Consider the following 15260-nt stretch of genomic DNA (forward strand, 5'->3'; position numbering starts at 1 on the left):
CCGACGGGCAGCCCTGGCCGATCGCCCTGCGGCATCGGTTCGGGATTCGGGTCGGCGGGCGGCAGCGGTCACGGCGGGCGGAGGACGGGTGTGGCACGTCACCGCGAACGCAGCCGCACGGCCGCTTCGCGCCCGATCCGGCTCCCACCAGGACACCCCGCCCGGCGTGCTCGCGTGTGACCACGGCTGACGGCAGGTCTCCTGGCTCGCGGGTCAGCACCCCCCATCGTCTTCCCAGGGATGGCCCCAGTGACGTCGTGATGGAGGGCTCGCCGCTCACAGTTGCGGGGGCAGCCGCGGCTTCGGGCCTGCGCCCTCACCACGTTCCCTTTTGATCCCCGAGGGGAACCGTCGCCGCGAAGCTTAGCCTCAGGGGAAGGTTGGGGTCAATCGTTGCCCGGTGCCGGTGCCGGGGCTTGATCCGGATCAAGGCGGCGGCGTGCCCGGCCGGTGAGAACGATCCCCGACGACGCCATCCCGGCCGTCCCTGTCGAGGATCCTCCGATGACCGCTCACGTCCTGACCCTGCCCGTGCCGCCCGCCCGCCCGGCGGTTCGCACGCGGGCGGGCGACCTGCCCACCCTGACGCTGCTCGGAATCGCCGTCGCGGCCTCGCTGGTCACCGAGGTTCTGGTCCTGCTCGTCCTCTGACGGGCTCCTCAGGAGCGGGGTGCCTCCGGCGCCGCGCGGCTGCGCCCGTCCAGGGCCTCCGAGTAGATCGCGAAGGCGTCCGCGTAGGCCACCTCGCGCGGGTTGTTCACGAGGAGCCGGGTCTGCTTCATGGCATCCGCGGCGAGGCGCGGCAGATCCGCCTCGCCGATGCCGACCGCCGCCAGGGAAGCCGGCACGCCGCATTCGCGGCAGATCACCCCGAGGCTCTCCACGAAGCGGGCCGCGGCCTCCGCCGGGGCGAGCCCGGCCGCGGCGGGATCGAGGATCGGCGCGAGTTCCGCGTAGAGGCCCTGCGCCTCGGGCAGGTTGAAGCGCATCACCCCCATCAGCACCAGGGCGTTCGAGAGCCCGTGCGGCACGTGGAAGAGCGCCCCGATCGGATAGGCGAGGGCGTGCACCGCCGCGACCGGCGCGTTCGCGAAGGCCATGCCGGCGAGCATCGAGCCGAGCAGCATGCCGCCCCGCGCCGCGCGGTCGGCGCCGTCCCGGCAGGCCGCGCGGATATGCGCCGAGAGCAGCGCCAGGGCTTGGCGGGCGAGCTGGTCCGACATCGGGTTCTTGCGGTGCCGGCTCGTATAGGCCTCGATGGCGTGCACCATCGCGTCGATGCCGGTCGCCGCCGTCACCGGGGCGGGCAGGCCGAGGGTGAGATCCGGGTCGAGCACCGCCCAGTCGGGCAGGAGGGCGGGGGCGACCACGCCCTTCTTCTCGTCGCTCGGCGTCGTCACGATCGAGATCGGCGTCACCTCGGAGCCGGTGCCGGCGGTGGTCGGCACGAGGATCAGGGGCAGGCGCCGGCCCTTCGCCAGCCCGACGCCGTAGAGCGATTCGAGGGGCTCGTCGCTCCGCGCCAGATAGGCGACGAGCTTCGCCGTATCGAGGGCCGAGCCGCCGCCGATCGCGAGCACGAGGTCCGTCGCCTCCGCCCGGGCCTGCGCGGCCGCGGCCTCGATCACGGCGGCGGGCGGATCGGCCACCACGGCGTCGTAGACGGTGACGGCGAGGCCGGCGGCCGCGAGGGCCGCTTCCGCCGCCGCGGTCAGGCCGGCGCCGCGCACGCCCCGGTCGGTCACGAGCAGGACGCGCCGCGCCCCGAGCGATCCGATGATCCCGGGCAGCTTCGCGCTCGCGCCGGGCTCGAACAGGATGTTGGGGCAGGTCTGGAAGGTGAAGGGCGTCATGGGGTGATCTCGCGAGGGTGAGAGAGGGGCGCGGCATCCCGCCGGCCAAGGAGCGAGGTCAGGGGCGGGTCACGGCGTCACCCGCCGCAGCATGAAGGCGGTGCCGGCCTGCGGCTCTCGCCGCCAGCGGCCCTCGCTCTCCGGAACCAGCGTCACCACGTGCCCGCGCCGGGCGACCAGGGTGATCCGGCCCGTCTCGTAGTGCCAGGAGACCGGATCGAACACCGTGAGGCCGAGGTCGCGGCAGCCCTCCAGCACCCGCAGGCCCCCGGGATCGAGGGCGAGCCGGCAGGTATCCTTCTCGGCGTAGCGGTCGAGCGCGTAGACTCCCGCGACCCCGTCCGCCACCGGGGCGTCCGCCGCGGGGGCCGCCTGGGTGGCGGCGGCGGGCGTGACCGGCGGGGGAGGGGGCGGGAGAGGGGGGGCGGCCCGCGGCCCCTCGGGTTCGAGGCCGTAGGTCTCCGCCGGGCCCACCTCCGCCTTGAGGGGGCCCGGGGTCTCGGTCAGGGCGAAGTCGAGCACCGCCTTCGCCTCCGCGCTGAGGAGCCGCAGCGCCCCGTCCTCCAGCCGCCAGCCCGCGAGGCCGTTGAGCACCGGCAGCGCCCGCCGGCAGCCCGCCGGGAAGCGCAGGGCGTGGCCGCCCGCGACGGCCTCCCCCGTCAGCGTCACGACGCAGCGCCGGTGGCTGCCGTTGAGGGACAAGGTCCAGGTGCCCTGCGCCTCCGCGTCGGTGCGCGGCCGGGCGGGATCCGCCCGGGCGGCCGGGACCGCCAGGGCGGCGCCCGCCGCCACGACCGCGCCGGCCGCCAGGGCGCCGCGGGCCGCCAGGACGGGGCGGCGCGGGATCACGGCGCCGACCGTGGCCAGGGCGTCTCGGCGACGGGCGTCAGCGGTCCCTTGCCCGAGAACCACGACACGAGGTTGTCCACAACCAATTGGCCCATCGCCGCGCGGGTATGCGTGGAGGCCGAGCCCACATGCGGCAGCAGCACCGTGTGTTCCTGCGCGATCAGCCCGGCCGGCACCCGCGGCTCGTCGTCGAAGACGTCGAGGCCCGCGCTCTGGATGGTGCCGTCCTCCAGCGCCTGGATCAGCGCCGCCTCGTCGACGAGGCTGCCGCGGGCGACGTTGATCAGGATGCCCTCCGGGCCGAGCGCCGCCAGCACCTCCCGGTTGACGATGCCCCGGGTCTCGGGGCTGCCCGGCGCCACCACCATCAGCACGTCCACCGCCTGCGCGAGGTCGAGGAGCGTCGCGTGATAGGGGTAGGCGACGTCCGGCTGCCGGCTGCGGCCGTGATACGCGATCGCGACGCCGAACGCCTCCAGCCGGTGGGCGATGGCCCGCCCGATCCGGCCGAGGCCGAGGATGCCGACGCGCCGCCCCCGCAGGGTGCCGGTGAGCGGATAGGGCTTCTCCAGCCACTTCCCCGCCCGCAGGTAGCGGTCGACCTGCGGGATCTGCCGCACGGTGGCGAGCAGCAGCCCCACCGCGAGATCGGCCACCTCGTCGGTGAGCACGTCCGGGGTGTTGGTCACCATCACGCCGCGCCGGTTGCATTCGGCGGCGTCGATCGTGTCGTAGCCGACGCCGAAATTCGCGACGATCTCGAGCTGCGGCAGCCGGTCGAGGAGCGCCCCGTCCACCCGCACGTGGCTCACCGCCATGCCCTTCGCCCGCGGCCCGACCTCGGCGATCAGCCGCTCGGGATCCCCGCCCGGCTCGACCCGGTGCAGGGTGAACAGGCGCTCCAGATTCTCGGTGACGAGCGGCATCATCGGACGCAGCATCAACAGATCGGTGGACTTCAAGCGCGTCTCCTCGGCTTCCGGCGCGGCATCCGACGATGGATGCAGATGAGGGGCGCTTGATCTCGCGCCCTCGCCAACCGATGATGGCCCCGAACGACGAGAGGCGGCAAGCCGCCCGGACGCCAGGGAAGGAAACCTCATGAGCCTCGACGCACCGCGTCGTCACGCCTCTGTCGCCTGTCTGTGGCAGCGCTGCCGCTCCGTCGACTTCCCCCGCCGGCCGTTCCGGGCCGGGGCCTGACCGACGGGAGGAACGAGGCGATGGCCGGACTTGAGATTCGAAACGTACAGAAATCCTTCGGCACGACGCCGATCCTCCACGGCGTCTCCATCGACATCCAGGACGGGGAGTTCGTGATCCTGGTCGGCCCCTCGGGCTGCGGGAAGTCGACGCTCCTGCGGATGATCGCGGGGCTGGAGAACATCACGGCGGGCGAGATCCGGATCGGGTCGCGGGTCGTCAACGCGGTGCCGCCCAAGGAGCGGGACATCGCGATGGTGTTCCAGAACTACGCGCTCTACCCGCACATGACCGTGCGGGACAACATGGCCTTCTCGCTGAAGCTGCGGAAGGCGGCGAAGGAGGAGATCAGCGAGCGCGTGAACCGCGCCGCCGCGATCCTCGGCCTGGAGAAGCTCCTCGACCGCTACCCGCGCCAGCTCTCGGGCGGGCAGCGCCAGCGCGTCGCCATGGGCCGGGCCATCGTGCGCGACCCGCAGGTCTTCCTGTTCGACGAGCCGCTCTCGAACCTCGACGCCAAGCTGCGCGTCGCCATGCGGGCGGAGATCAAGGAGCTGCACCAGCGCCTGCGCACCACCACGGTCTACGTCACCCACGACCAGATCGAGGCCATGACCATGGCCGACAAGATCGTGGTGATGCATGACGGCGTGGTCGAGCAGATCGGCGCGCCCCTCGACCTCTACGACCGGCCCGACAACCTGTTCGTGGCGGGCTTCATCGGCTCTCCGGCCATGAACTTCCTGAAGGGCACGGTGACGGGGACGAGCTTCCGCACCGATGGCGGCCTCGTCCTGCCGCTGCCGACCCGCGGCGCGCGGCCGGCGGAGGGCCTGCGGGCCGTCTACGGCCTGCGCCCCGAGCACGTGCGCCTCGATCCGGCCGGCGTGCCGGTGGAGGTGGCGGTGGTGGAGCCCACCGGGTCCGAGACCCTGGTGCTGGTGCGCCCGCCCGGGCAGGGCGCGGGCACCGACGTCGTGAAGGAGGTCGGCCGCGACATGGCCTGCGTCTTCCGCGAGCGCATCGCCGCCGGCCCGGGCGAGCGCATCGCCATCACGGCCGATCCGGCCCTCGTCCACCTGTTCGACGCCGAGAGCGGCCGTCGCCTGCAGTGAGGCCGCCGGGCCGCCCCGGCGGCCCGGCGGATCGTTCCCGCGAGAGGGGCGCCAGATCCCTCCGCCCGTCGCAGACCATACGGATACGACACGAGCACGGGGCAACGACCCCGCACGGCACTATCGGGAGAAACGCCAGATGACGTCCTTCGACCGTCGCTCGATCCTGAAAGGGGGCGCCGCGCTCGGCCTCTCCGCGGCTGCGGGCCTCGACGGCTTCGCCCGTGCCTGGGCGCAGGAGAACCAGTGGAAGCCGGAGGCCGGCGCCTCCCTGAAGCTGCTGCGCTGGAAGCGCTTCATTCCCTCGGAGGACGAGGCCTTCATGCGCCTCGTCGACGCCTTCACCAAGGCGACCGGCGTGCCGGTGAGCGTCACCAGCGAATCCTTCGACGACATCCAGCCCAAGGCGTCGGTGGCGGCCAATACCGGCCAGGGGCCGGACATGGTCTGGGGCCTCTACTCCTTCCCGGCCCTGTTCCCGTCGAAGTGCCTGGAAGTCGGCGACGTCGCGGATTACCTCGGCAAGAAGTACGGCGGCTGGGTGCCCGCGGCGGAGGCCTACGGCAAGGTCAAGGGCAAGTGGATCGCGATCCCGCTCGCCTTCAACGGCGGCTACCTCAACTACCGCATCTCGGCCATGCAGAAGGCCGGGTTCAGCAAGTTCCCGGAGGACCTCGACGGCTTCCTGGAGCTGTGCCGGGGCATGAAGAAGAACAACACCCCGGCCGGCTTCGCGCTCGGTCACGCCACCGGCGACGGCAATTCCTGGCTGCACTGGGCCCTGTGGTCGCACGACGCCTACCTCGTCGATGCCAACGAGAAGATCATCATCAACTCGCCGGAGACCGCCAAGGCGCTGGAATACGTCAAGAACCTCTATCAGACCTTCATCCCCGGCACGGTCTCGTGGAACGATTCCTCGAACAACAAGGCGTTCCTGTCGGGCGATCTCTACCTGACCAATAACGGCATCTCGATCTACGCCGCGGCCAAGACCGAGAAGAAGGACATCGCCGAGGACATGGACCACGCGGTCTTCCCCGTGGGCAAGTCCGGCAAGCCGACCGAGTTCCAGCTCGCCTTCCCGATCCTGGCCTACACCTACACGAAGTCGCCGAACGCCTGCAAAGCCTTCATGGCCTTCGCGCTGGAGGCGCAGAACTACAATGCGTGGCTGGAAGCGGCGCAGGGCTACCTCTGCCATCCGCTGAACGCCTACGCCAACAACCCGATCTGGACGAAGGACCCGAAGAACAAGGTGTTCGGCGAGGCCTCGACCCGGACGCTGGCGGCGGGCGGCCTCGCCCCGGTGAGCGAGAAGATCGCGGCGGTGCTCGCCGACTTCGTCATCGTCGACATGTTCGCCGCCTACTGCACCGGCCGCGAGGACGCGAAGGGCGCCATCCGCACCGCGGAGCGGCAGGCCCAGCGCATCTTCCGCTCGGCCTGATGCCCCGAGCGGACCGGCCGCGCCCCTCCCGGGAGGGGCGCGGCCGGTCCCGGGACGCCGTTCCTCTTCTCGTCGCTGGAGGCCCCCATGGCCGACCTCGCCCTCGACCGTCCGGTCGCCCCCGCCCGGGCCGGCGCCTCCGCCTGGAGCCGCCTGCGCGCCCATCGCGGCTGGCTCGGCTTCTGGTTCATGCTGCCGGCGGCGCTGATCCTGCTCCTGTTCCTCGCCTACCCGCTGGTGAAGGGCATCTGGCTCTCCTTCACCGACACCCGCATCGGCCGGGGCGGGGCCTTCGTCGGCCTCGAGAACTACGAGTGGCTGTGGGACGACGGCGTCTTCTGGCTCTCGGTGTTCAACACGCTGCTCTACACGATCGTCGCCTCGGTGGCGAAGTTCGCGATCGGCCTCTACCTCGCGCTGCTCCTCAACCGGCGGCTGCCCTTCAAGGCGCTCCTGCGCTCGATCGTGCTGATCCCCTTCGTGGTGCCGACCGTGCTCTCGGCGCTGGCCTTCTGGTGGATCTTCGACAGCCAGTTCTCGATCATCTCGTGGTCGCTGCGCCATCTCGGGCTGCTGGAGCGCAACATCGACTTCCTCGGCGATCCCGCCTGGGCGCGCACCTGCGTGATCTTCGCCAACATCTGGCGCGGCGTGCCCTTCATCGCGATCACCCTGCTCGCCGGCCTGCAGACCGTGTCGCCCTCGCTCTACGAGGCGGCGACCATCGACGGCGCCACGCCCTGGCAGAACTTCCGCCACATCACCTTCCCGCTGCTCACCCCGATCATCGCCGTGGTGATGACCTTCTCGGTGCTGTTCACCTTCACGGACTTCCAGCTGATCTGGGCCATGACCCGCGGCGGGCCGGTGAATTCCACCCACCTGATGGCGACGCTGTCCTACCAGCGCGGCATCCTGTCGGGCAGCCTCGGCGAGGGGGCGGCGATCGCCACCGCGATGGTGCCCTTCCTGCTCTTCGCCATCATGATCTCGTGGTTCGGCCTTCAGAACCGCAAGTGGCAGTCCGGTTGAGGAGACGCGTCATGGCTCAGGCTGCCGACCATTCCGAGGGCATGGCCTATCTGGAGACCCTGCCGCGCCGGCTGGTCACCCTCTACCTGCCCCTCGGGATCATCCTCGTGGTGCTGCTGTTCCCGTTCTACTGGATGGCGCTCACCGCCATCAAACCGGACGACCAGCTCATCGACATGGAGACCTACAACCCGTTCTTCGTGGTCTCCCCGACGCTCAAGCACATCACCAAGCTCCTGTTCGAGACGCAGTACCCGGTCTGGCTCTGGAACACGATGCTGGTCTCGGTGGCGGCGACCATCCTGTCGCTGTTCGCGAGCGTGCTCGCCGCCTACGCCATCGTGCGCATCCGCTACCGCGGCGCGGCGCTCGTCGGCGCGGCGATCTTCCTCGCCTATCTGGTGCCGCCCTCGATCCTGTTCATCCCGCTCGCCACCATCATCCAGGCCTACGGGCTGTTCGATTCGCCGCTCGCCCTGATCCTGGTCTACCCGACCATCCTGATCCCGTTCTCGACCTGGCTCCTGATGGGATACTTCAAGACGATTCCCTACGAGCTGGAGGAATGCGCCCTCATCGACGGCGCCGGGCGCTGGCAGATCCTCACCCGGATCATCCTGCCGCTCGCGGTGCCGGGCCTGATCTCGGCCGGGATCTTCTCCCTGACCCTGTGCTGGAACGAGTTCATCTACGCGCTCACCTTCCTGTCCTCGACCCCGAACAAGACCGTGCCGGTGGCGGTGGTGAGCGAGTTCGTGGACGGCGACATCTACCGCTGGGGCTCGCTGATGGCGGGCGCGCTGGTCGGCTCGCTGCCCCTCGTCATCCTCTACTCGTTCTTCGTCGAGCACTACGTCTCGGCCATGACCGGGGCGGTGAAGGAATAGCCGCCGCCGGCTCATGCGGGGGGCGCAATCCGTTGCGGCGCCGAGCACCCTTCCGTCGGCCGGAGCGACGGACTACATCCTGGACGGACCGTATCCCGCGACGCGGTCCTCCAAAGAGAACGTGACAAGGCCCATTCCGCCATGGCTCCGCGCACCCTGTACGACAAGATCTGGGACGACCACGTCGTCGATCGTCAGCCGGACGGCACCTGCCTCCTCTACATCGACCGTCACCTCGTGCACGAGGTGACCTCTCCCCAGGCTTTCGAGGGGCTTCGTCTCGCCGGGCGGCGGGTGCGCCATCCGGAGAAGACGCTCGCGGTCGTCGACCACAACGTCCAGACCTCGGACCGCAGCTTCGGCATCGAGGATCCCGAGAGCCGCACGCAGATCGAGACCCTGGCCGTCAACGTCCGCGATTTCGGCATCGAGTATTACGACGCCCTCGACCGGCGCCAGGGCATCGTGCACATCATCGGCCCCGAGCAGGGCTTCACCCTGCCCGGCCAGACGATCGTGTGCGGCGATTCGCACACCTCGACGCACGGCGCCTTCGGGGCGCTGGCGCACGGCATCGGCACCTCGGAGGTGGAGCACGTGCTCGCCACCCAGACGCTGATCCAGAAGAAGGCCAAGAACATGCGGGTGACGGTGGACGGGACGCTCCCGGCCGGCGTCACCGCCAAGGACATCATCCTGGCGATCATCGGCGAGATCGGCACCGCGGGCGGCACCGGCCACGTGCTGGAATATGCCGGCGAGGCGATCCGCGCTCTCTCGATGGAGGGCCGGATGACGATCTGCAACATGTCGATCGAGGGCGGCGCCCGGGCCGGCCTGGTGGCGCCCGACGCGACCACCTTCGCCTACGTGAAGGACCGGCCGAAGGCGCCCAAGGGCGAGGCCTTCGACCGCGCCCGCGCCTATTGGGAGAGCCTCGTCAGCGACGAGGGCGCCCATTTCGACCGCGAGGTGCGGCTCGACGCGGCGAACCTGCCGCCGATCGTGACCTGGGGCACCAGCCCCGAGGACGTGGTCTCGGTACAGGGGCGGGTGCCCGATCCGACGGCGATCGCCGACGAGAACATCCGCCGCTCGAAGGAGCAGGCCCTGGCCTATATGGGCTTGGCGCCGGGGCAGAGGATCACCGAGATCGGCCTCGACAAGGTGTTCATCGGCTCCTGCACCAACGGGCGCATCGAGGATCTGCGCATCGTCGCCCGCATGGTGGAGGGCCGGAAGGTCCATCCCAACGTGAGCGCCATGGTGGTGCCGGGATCGGGGCTGGTGAAGCAGCAGGCGGAGGCTGAGGGCATCGCCCGGATCCTGACCGAGGCGGGCTTCGACTGGCGCGAGCCGGGCTGCTCGATGTGCCTCGGCATGAACGCAGACCGGCTGAAGCCGCACGAGCGCTGCGCCTCGACCTCGAACCGCAACTTCGAGGGCCGCCAGGGCCACAAGGGCCGCACGCATCTCGTGTCGCCCGCGATGGCGGCGGCGGCGGCGGTCGCCGGCCATTTCGTCGACATCCGCGAGTGGCCGCGTTCGGCGTGACGGAATTTTGCGGCCGGCTCAGTTTCCTGGTTGACGCTGAGCCGGCCGCCCACTAAACAGCCCTCACCGCGGCGCCACCGGCGCTTCGGGCCCAGGTGGCGGAATTGGTAGACGCGCTGGTTTCAGGTACCAGTGGTGCAAGCCGTGGAGGTTCGAGTCCTCTCCTGGGCACCAACTTTCTAGAAGGCCCTGACGCCTCTGAAAGTTGAGCCTCCTCAGAGCGATACGCTGAGCCGACCGTTGATACAACGGCGTGCGTCAGATGCTCTTCGGGCTCGCTTGACCGGTGAAACGGTCCGGCTCCTCTCTCCCTCAATTCGTCCAACGCATCCCCGCCGACGTGCGTCCCTTGATGGCAGATCGCACGCTGACCGTGCCGCTTGGCTCCGACACCATTCGCGTGCGGTTCACGCCGCCCATGCGAAGCGTCCGGTTCTCCCTCAGGACCCGAGACCCCGCCGAGGCCAGGATCCGCCAAGGCCAGGCTGCGGCAGCCTTCGAGCGGCACGGGATGGCGCTCCGCAAAGCCGCTCCGGCAACCCGGACGCACAAGCAGGGGACGGCGCTCGCGAGTGACCTGTATCGTGCCTGGGCCGATGCCGGGGCGGACCGGACGGTGGCCGTGCAGCACACGCCTGAAGGGTGGGTTCGCGTGAGGAGCACTCCCGAGGAAGAGGGGAGGGGCTTTGCATCGGCGCTGGCGAACTTGGAGGCTGCCACCCAGTCCGGCGACTCAGCCGAAAGACTCCTGGAACGAACCACTGCTCCGACAGCGACATGTCCGACAGCGACATGGCAGACGCAGTTCCGCCATGTTGGACGAAGCACGTGGATGTTCAAGGAGACACGGTTTTTCAGCCACTTATACCGGCGCGCGATTGAGGTGACTCGGCTGGGTGTTCCCCGGGAAGGAAGCAGCTGATTCAATTGGCTCCTGCCTGAGCGGGAGGTCGGAATGGGACGCGGTTTGCCAATCCGGGAGGATGTCGCGACGCCGACTGAGTTGAGGCGGCGGGCCAGGAAAGAGCCTCGCCGTTCGACAGCGCAGCGGATGCTGGCGATCGCCAATGCGCTGGAAGGCATGAGCCGCGCCGAGGCGGCGCGGGCGGCCGGGATGGAGCGCCAAGCTCTGCGCGATGCGGTGATCCGGTTCAATGCCGAGGGGCTGGCCGGGCTGGTGGATCGTCCGCACGGCCACAGGCGAGAGATCCTCAGCGAGGGTGAGCAAGCAGTTCTGGTGCATCGGATCCTGGTTGGGCCAGATCCCGAGCAAGGGGAGCCGTCGAGTTGGACGCTGCCGGACCTCTGCCGTTTCATCGAGGAGCGGTTCGACAAGACGATGTGCCCGCAATCCATGTCGCGGGTCGTGCGTCGGCTCGGGCTGTCGAAGCAGAAGGCCAGGCCCGTTCACCCGAAGCGGAACGCCCGTGCGGCGGCCGCTTTCGCCAAAGGGGGCTTCGCACCGCCGTAGCGGCGGCGGCCCAAGCCCATCCGGACAAGACGATCGCGCTCTGGTTCATGGACGAGGCGCGCGTGGGCCAGAAGGGCCGGACCGGCCATCGCTGGTGGGTGCGCGGCCAACGCCCACCAGGGCTGTGCGACAAGCGCTTCGCCTCAGCCTACATCTTCGCAGCCGTGCGGCCCGCCACAGGCGAGGAGTTCGCCCTCGTGCTGCCGCGGGTCTGCACTCAGGCCATGGATCGCTTCCTGGCCGACTTTGCGGCCAGCATCCCAGCCGACACCCACGCTGTGATGGTGCTGGACGGTGCGGGCTGGCACGATCCGCGCGCGGTGACGCTCCCGCCCAACCTCACCCTCGTGCCGCTGCCGCCCTACAGTCCCGAGCTGAACCCGGTCGAGCGTGTCTGGCTCTACCTGCGCGAGCGCTACCTCTCCCATCGGCTCCTCGCCGACGACGAGGCCGTCGTCGAGGCGTGCTGCCGGGCCTGGACTGCGCTCGCGGCAGAGACCGGCCGCATCAAGTCCCTCTGCGCCTACCCCTACCTGAAACAGATCAGTTCATAAGTGCGGCGGTATTGAACCTGTTGGGTTCCCGTGTCAGGAAATCGAGATCGGGCGCCGATGGTCTCCTGCCCGCCTGTGACGCCGGCGTTGCTCGCATAGCGGTGTGGCTGACCGGTATGGTCAGCCACACCGCTTGCCCCCTCCTGTGAAATACTCGTTAGCGCCGGACCGGCGTTCGATCCGGCGAAGAGCGCCTCAGGCGCGGCTCCACTCCCGGACCATCTGCCGCTGCTGCCCGAGTCTCTCAATACCGAGACTCATCACGTCGCCCGGCTTGAGATAAATCGGAGCGGGTTTCTTGCCCATCCCGACCCCTGGCGGTGTGCCGGTGGTGATGATGTCGCCAGGAAGCAGGGTCATGATGCTGCTGATGTAGCTGACCAGCTTGGCGACGCTGAAGACCATCGTCCGTGTGTTGCCAGTCTGCATTCTTACTCCATTAACATCGAGCCACATATCTAATTGTTGTGGATCTCCGACTTCGTCTTTGGTGACGAGAACTGGACCGATCGGGCCGAACGTGTCGAAGCACTTGCCCTTATCCCAGGTGCCGCCGCGCTCCAGCTGGTACTCGCGCTCCGAGACGTCGTTCACGAGGCAGTAGCCGGCGACATGGTCCAACGCCTCGGCTTCGTCCACGGAACGGGCCGTCTGGCCGATGACGATCCCGAGTTCGACCTCCCAGTCGCTCTTGGTCGAGCCGCGCGGGAGCATGACGTCGTCGTTGGGGCCGACGATGCAGGTGGTCGCCTTGAAGAAGACGATCGGTTCCTGAGGCAGCGCCATGTTCGCCTCGGCGGCATGATCGGCGTAGTTCAGGCCCACGGCGACGAATTTGCCGACCTTGCCGACGGGACATCCAAGGCGGGGCGTTCCGTCCACGACGGGCAGCGTTGCAGGGTCGAGCCCGGACAGGCGCGCAAGCGTGCTCGGCGCGAGGACCTCTCCATCGATGTCCCGGATCTCGCCGGACAGGTCCCGAATTCGACCGTCGGCATCCAGTAAACCGGGCTTTTCCTGCCCGGGGGAACCGTAGCGCAGGAGTTGCATAGTTCGTCTCCTTTTTGAGCAAACGACATCCGCTGCGGCGGGACAGCGTCCCGCACGCGCGGCAGAACTTGTATTGGTGGCCGTCTAGAGCATTGTCCGACGAAATGGATCCCGGTTCGTCGCAGAAAATGCGGTAAAATCAAAGACCTAGAGCGGCGCCTGATTGCAACGTGATCGGGCGCCGCTCTAGGCGGGACCGGGCTTGATCCTCGGCAGCACCTTCTCCACGTCCTGGTCCGCCTGGTTCTGCAGGCGGGCGTCAGGGGCCCGTGCGGCGTCGTGCTCCAGCAGGACCTCCGCGACCGTATCGGGATCGAGCTCCTGCGCCTGCGCCAGCAGTCTCTCGGCCTCCTCGGGTTGCCCGATTGCCTGGTGGTGCAGCCCCCTCTCGGCGAGGCTGCGGGCCTCCGCTGCTCGCCCCGCCGGATCTGCGGCATGCGTCGGCCGCTCGCGGTCAGCCATGTGCGCCTCCCTTCCGTCGACGGGTCTCAGACGGTTGCCCCGATCGGCCAGGGCGCGAATTCGGCCGAGCCGGCGTCGTACGACTCGCTCTTCGTGCGCTCGCCCGAGGCGACCCTCAGGATGTGCTCGAAAATCCGCTGCCCAGCCTCTTGGATCGTTTCCGACCCGTCGATGATCGTTCCGCAGTTGATGTCCATGTCCTCTTCCATGCGCTGGAACAGGGGTGTGTTGGTCGCGATCTTGACCGAGGGGGCCGGCTTGCACCCGAACACGCTGCCGCGGCCCGTGGTGAAGCAGACCAGGTTCGCGCCGCCTGCAACCTGACCCGTCGCGGCAACGGGGTCGAAGCCGGGTGTGTCCATCAGGACGAAGCCGCTCTTGGTCACCGCCTCGGCGTACTTGACGACGTCGACAAGGTTCGTGCTGCCAGCCTTCGCCATCGCCCCGAGCGACTTCTCGATGATGGTCGTGAGCCCGCCCGCCTTGTTGCCGGGGGAGGGGTTCGCATTAATCTCGGAGCCGTGCTTGCGGGTGTATTCCTCCCACCAGCGCATCAACCCGACGAGCCTCTCGCCGACCTCGCGGCTGACCGCACGGCGGGTGAAGAGATGCTCGGCGCCGTACGACTCGGTGGTTTCCGCCAGGATGACGGTGCCTCCGTTGCGGACGATCAGGTCGCTCGCGATGCCGAGGGCCGGGTTGGCGGAGACACCCGAGTACCCATCCGAGCCGCCGCATTGGAGCGCGACCTTCAGATGATGGGCCGGGACGGGCTGCCGGCTCACGCCGTTTGCCTCCTTCAGGACCTCCCGCACGAAGTCGAGGCCTGCCTGCACCGTCTTGCGGGTGCCCCCCATGCTCTGGATGTCCATGTTGCGGATGCGATCGGTCAGCTTGTGCTCGCGAAGTATCTCGCCGATCTGGTTCACCTCGCAGCCGAGGCCGATCATGATGATGTGGGAGAAATTCGGATGACGTGCGTAGCCGGCGAGTGTTCGGCGCAGCAGGGCGAGTTCCTCCCCCTCTCCCATGCCACAACCGGTCTTGTGAGTGAGCGCGACGACGCCGTCGACGTTCGGGAACTCGGCCAGCGGGTCGTTGCCGGTGAATGGGTTGCGCTTGAACGCGTCGGCAATCAGGCCGGCGGTATGAGCGCTGCAGTTCACGGAGGTCAGGATGCCGATGTAGTTTCGCGTCGCGACGCGTCCATCCGGGCGGACGATACCCTCGAATGTCGCAGGCTCGGCGAAGTAATCGGTGGGCTTCGCGTCCACGCCATAAGCGTAGTCTTTGTCGAAGTCGCCCATTCCCATGTTATGGACGTGCACGTGCTCGCCCGGAGCGATAGGCTGGGTCGCAAAGCCGATGATTTGATTGTACTTGAGGACCGGCTCGCCGTTCTTGATCGGCCGCACCGCGATTTTGTGCCCTGGGGGAATGCGTTGCACCGCCGTGACACCGCCTCCGGCCGGCGCACCGGGCAGCAGGGTGCCCCGGCCGATCACCACGTTGTCGGCCGGGTGAAGCTGAATCACGGGATGGATTGAGGGAGCGCTCCGGTCCGCGCTCAGCGCTTGCTCATGCATGGGCTTCCTCCTCGATGGTGGAGACGGTGCGGCGCGGCTGCCGATCCGCCGCGCTCGTTTCAGTTTCACCTGAACATCAGAATGTCTGACGTTTAATGGATGCAACTTCGGCCTGTCAACCGTTCTCGGCACGGGGGCGGAAAACGGCGCTGCTTGCAGCGCTTCCGCTTGCCTCGCGCGCAGATTGCGCCCAT

Annotated in this window: 13 protein-coding genes, 1 tRNA gene, 1 pseudogene and 1 riboswitch; of the genes and pseudogenes, 9 read left to right on the forward strand and 6 right to left on the reverse strand. The window is 68.8% G+C overall.

Annotation, left to right across the window (positions count from 1 at the left end; all coding sequences use genetic code 11):
* Positions 1–174: 174 nt before the first annotated feature.
* Positions 175–367, reverse strand: a riboswitch (cobalamin riboswitch).
* A 137-nt stretch (positions 368–504) separates the two neighbouring features.
* Positions 505–651 carry a hypothetical protein gene (locus ACE101_RS03195; protein ID WP_379126098.1) on the forward strand — a complete coding sequence of 49 codons (147 nt, stop codon included), beginning with the start codon at positions 505–507 and terminating at the stop codon, positions 649–651.
* 8 nt (positions 652–659) lie between these two features.
* Here the strand turns inward: ACE101_RS03195 and ACE101_RS03200 are convergent, their stop codons facing one another.
* The 3 genes from ACE101_RS03200 to ACE101_RS03210 all read right to left on the reverse strand — a co-directional run bounded on the left by ACE101_RS03200 (position 660) and on the right by ACE101_RS03210 (position 3664).
* The gene (locus ACE101_RS03200) at positions 660–1853 is read right to left on the reverse strand and encodes an iron-containing alcohol dehydrogenase (RefSeq protein WP_379126099.1); all 1194 of its coding nucleotides are present in this window, start codon (positions 1851–1853) and stop codon (positions 660–662) included.
* Positions 1854–1922: 69 nt separating this feature from the next.
* Positions 1923–2702 (reverse strand): AprI/Inh family metalloprotease inhibitor, encoded by a 780-nt coding sequence (locus ACE101_RS03205; protein ID WP_379126100.1) that lies wholly within the window; start codon positions 2700–2702, stop codon positions 1923–1925.
* A complete protein-coding gene (locus tag ACE101_RS03210; protein ID WP_379126101.1) occupies positions 2699–3664 on the reverse strand; it encodes a 2-hydroxyacid dehydrogenase in 966 nt (321 codons plus the stop codon). Before ACE101_RS03210 ends, ACE101_RS03205 begins: the two co-directional genes overlap by 4 nt.
* A gap of 261 nt (positions 3665–3925) precedes the next feature.
* Between ACE101_RS03210 and ACE101_RS03215 the strand changes: the two genes are divergently transcribed.
* The 8 genes and pseudogenes from ACE101_RS03215 to ACE101_RS03255 form a co-directional block, all read left to right on the forward strand.
* Complete coding sequence (locus tag ACE101_RS03215) at positions 3926–5020, forward strand: ABC transporter ATP-binding protein (RefSeq protein WP_379126102.1); 1095 nt, start codon at positions 3926–3928, stop codon at positions 5018–5020.
* A 139-nt stretch (positions 5021–5159) separates the two neighbouring features.
* Complete coding sequence (locus ACE101_RS03220; protein WP_379126103.1) at positions 5160–6470, forward strand: ABC transporter substrate-binding protein; 1311 nt, start codon at positions 5160–5162, stop codon at positions 6468–6470.
* 87 nt (positions 6471–6557) lie between these two features.
* Positions 6558–7502, forward strand: a complete 945-nt coding sequence (locus ACE101_RS03225) for a carbohydrate ABC transporter permease (protein ID WP_379126104.1) — start codon at positions 6558–6560, stop codon at positions 7500–7502.
* An 11-nt stretch (positions 7503–7513) separates the two neighbouring features.
* On the forward strand, positions 7514–8389 hold the full coding sequence (locus ACE101_RS03230; RefSeq protein WP_379126105.1) for a carbohydrate ABC transporter permease: 876 nt from the start codon (positions 7514–7516) through the stop codon (positions 8387–8389).
* A 141-nt stretch (positions 8390–8530) separates the two neighbouring features.
* Positions 8531–9943 carry a 3-isopropylmalate dehydratase large subunit gene (gene leuC, locus ACE101_RS03235; RefSeq protein WP_379126106.1) on the forward strand — a complete coding sequence of 471 codons (1413 nt, stop codon included), beginning with the start codon at positions 8531–8533 and terminating at the stop codon, positions 9941–9943.
* 89 nt (positions 9944–10032) lie between these two features.
* A tRNA-Leu gene (locus tag ACE101_RS03240) sits at positions 10033–10117 on the forward strand.
* Positions 10118–10994: 877 nt separating this feature from the next.
* Positions 10995–11414 carry a winged helix-turn-helix domain-containing protein gene (locus ACE101_RS03250; protein WP_379126108.1) on the forward strand — a complete coding sequence of 140 codons (420 nt, stop codon included), beginning with the start codon at positions 10995–10997 and terminating at the stop codon, positions 11412–11414.
* A gap of 17 nt (positions 11415–11431) precedes the next feature.
* Positions 11432–11968: pseudogene (locus tag ACE101_RS03255) on the forward strand (IS630 family transposase); the annotation flags it as partial.
* Between the two features lie 195 nt (positions 11969–12163).
* Here the strand turns inward: ACE101_RS03255 and ACE101_RS03260 are convergent.
* The 3 genes from ACE101_RS03260 to ACE101_RS03270 all read right to left on the reverse strand — a co-directional run bounded on the left by ACE101_RS03260 (position 12164) and on the right by ACE101_RS03270 (position 15066).
* Complete coding sequence (locus tag ACE101_RS03260; RefSeq protein ID WP_379126109.1) at positions 12164–13018, reverse strand: fumarylacetoacetate hydrolase family protein; 855 nt, start codon at positions 13016–13018, stop codon at positions 12164–12166.
* A 186-nt stretch (positions 13019–13204) separates the two neighbouring features.
* Positions 13205–13480: a hypothetical protein gene (locus ACE101_RS03265; RefSeq protein WP_379126110.1), complete on the reverse strand. Its 276-nt coding sequence runs from the start codon at positions 13478–13480 to the stop codon at positions 13205–13207.
* Between the two features lie 26 nt (positions 13481–13506).
* Positions 13507–15066 (reverse strand): UxaA family hydrolase, encoded by a 1560-nt coding sequence (locus tag ACE101_RS03270; RefSeq protein WP_379126111.1) that lies wholly within the window; start codon positions 15064–15066, stop codon positions 13507–13509.
* Positions 15067–15260 lie beyond the last annotated feature (194 nt).

The organism is Methylobacterium carpenticola, from assembly GCF_042748905.1.
GTDB lineage: Bacteria > Pseudomonadota > Alphaproteobacteria > Rhizobiales > Beijerinckiaceae > Methylobacterium > Methylobacterium carpenticola.

Bases quoted from the DNA above. Each gene is read 5' to 3' on its own strand.
- ACE101_RS03195 (WP_379126098.1), top strand. From the start codon at position 505: ATGACCGCTCACGTCCTGACCCTGCCCGTGCCGCCCGCCCGCCCGGCG.
- ACE101_RS03200 (WP_379126099.1), bottom strand. From the start codon at position 1,853: ATGACGCCCTTCACCTTCCAGACCTGCCCCAACATCCTGTTCGAGCCC.
- ACE101_RS03215 (WP_379126102.1), top strand. From the start codon at position 3,926: ATGGCCGGACTTGAGATTCGAAACGTACAGAAATCCTTCGGCACGACG.
- ACE101_RS03220 (WP_379126103.1), top strand. From the start codon at position 5,160: ATGACGTCCTTCGACCGTCGCTCGATCCTGAAAGGGGGCGCCGCGCTC.
- ACE101_RS03225 (WP_379126104.1), top strand. From the start codon at position 6,558: ATGGCCGACCTCGCCCTCGACCGTCCGGTCGCCCCCGCCCGGGCCGGC.
- ACE101_RS03230 (WP_379126105.1), top strand. From the start codon at position 7,514: ATGGCTCAGGCTGCCGACCATTCCGAGGGCATGGCCTATCTGGAGACC.
- leuC (WP_379126106.1), top strand. From the start codon at position 8,531: ATGGCTCCGCGCACCCTGTACGACAAGATCTGGGACGACCACGTCGTC.
- ACE101_RS03250 (WP_379126108.1), top strand. From the start codon at position 10,995: ATGCTGGCGATCGCCAATGCGCTGGAAGGCATGAGCCGCGCCGAGGCG.
- ACE101_RS03260 (WP_379126109.1), bottom strand. From the start codon at position 13,018: ATGCAACTCCTGCGCTACGGTTCCCCCGGGCAGGAAAAGCCCGGTTTA.
- ACE101_RS03265 (WP_379126110.1), bottom strand. From the start codon at position 13,480: ATGGCTGACCGCGAGCGGCCGACGCATGCCGCAGATCCGGCGGGGCGA.
- ACE101_RS03270 (WP_379126111.1), bottom strand. From the start codon at position 15,066: ATGCATGAGCAAGCGCTGAGCGCGGACCGGAGCGCTCCCTCAATCCAT.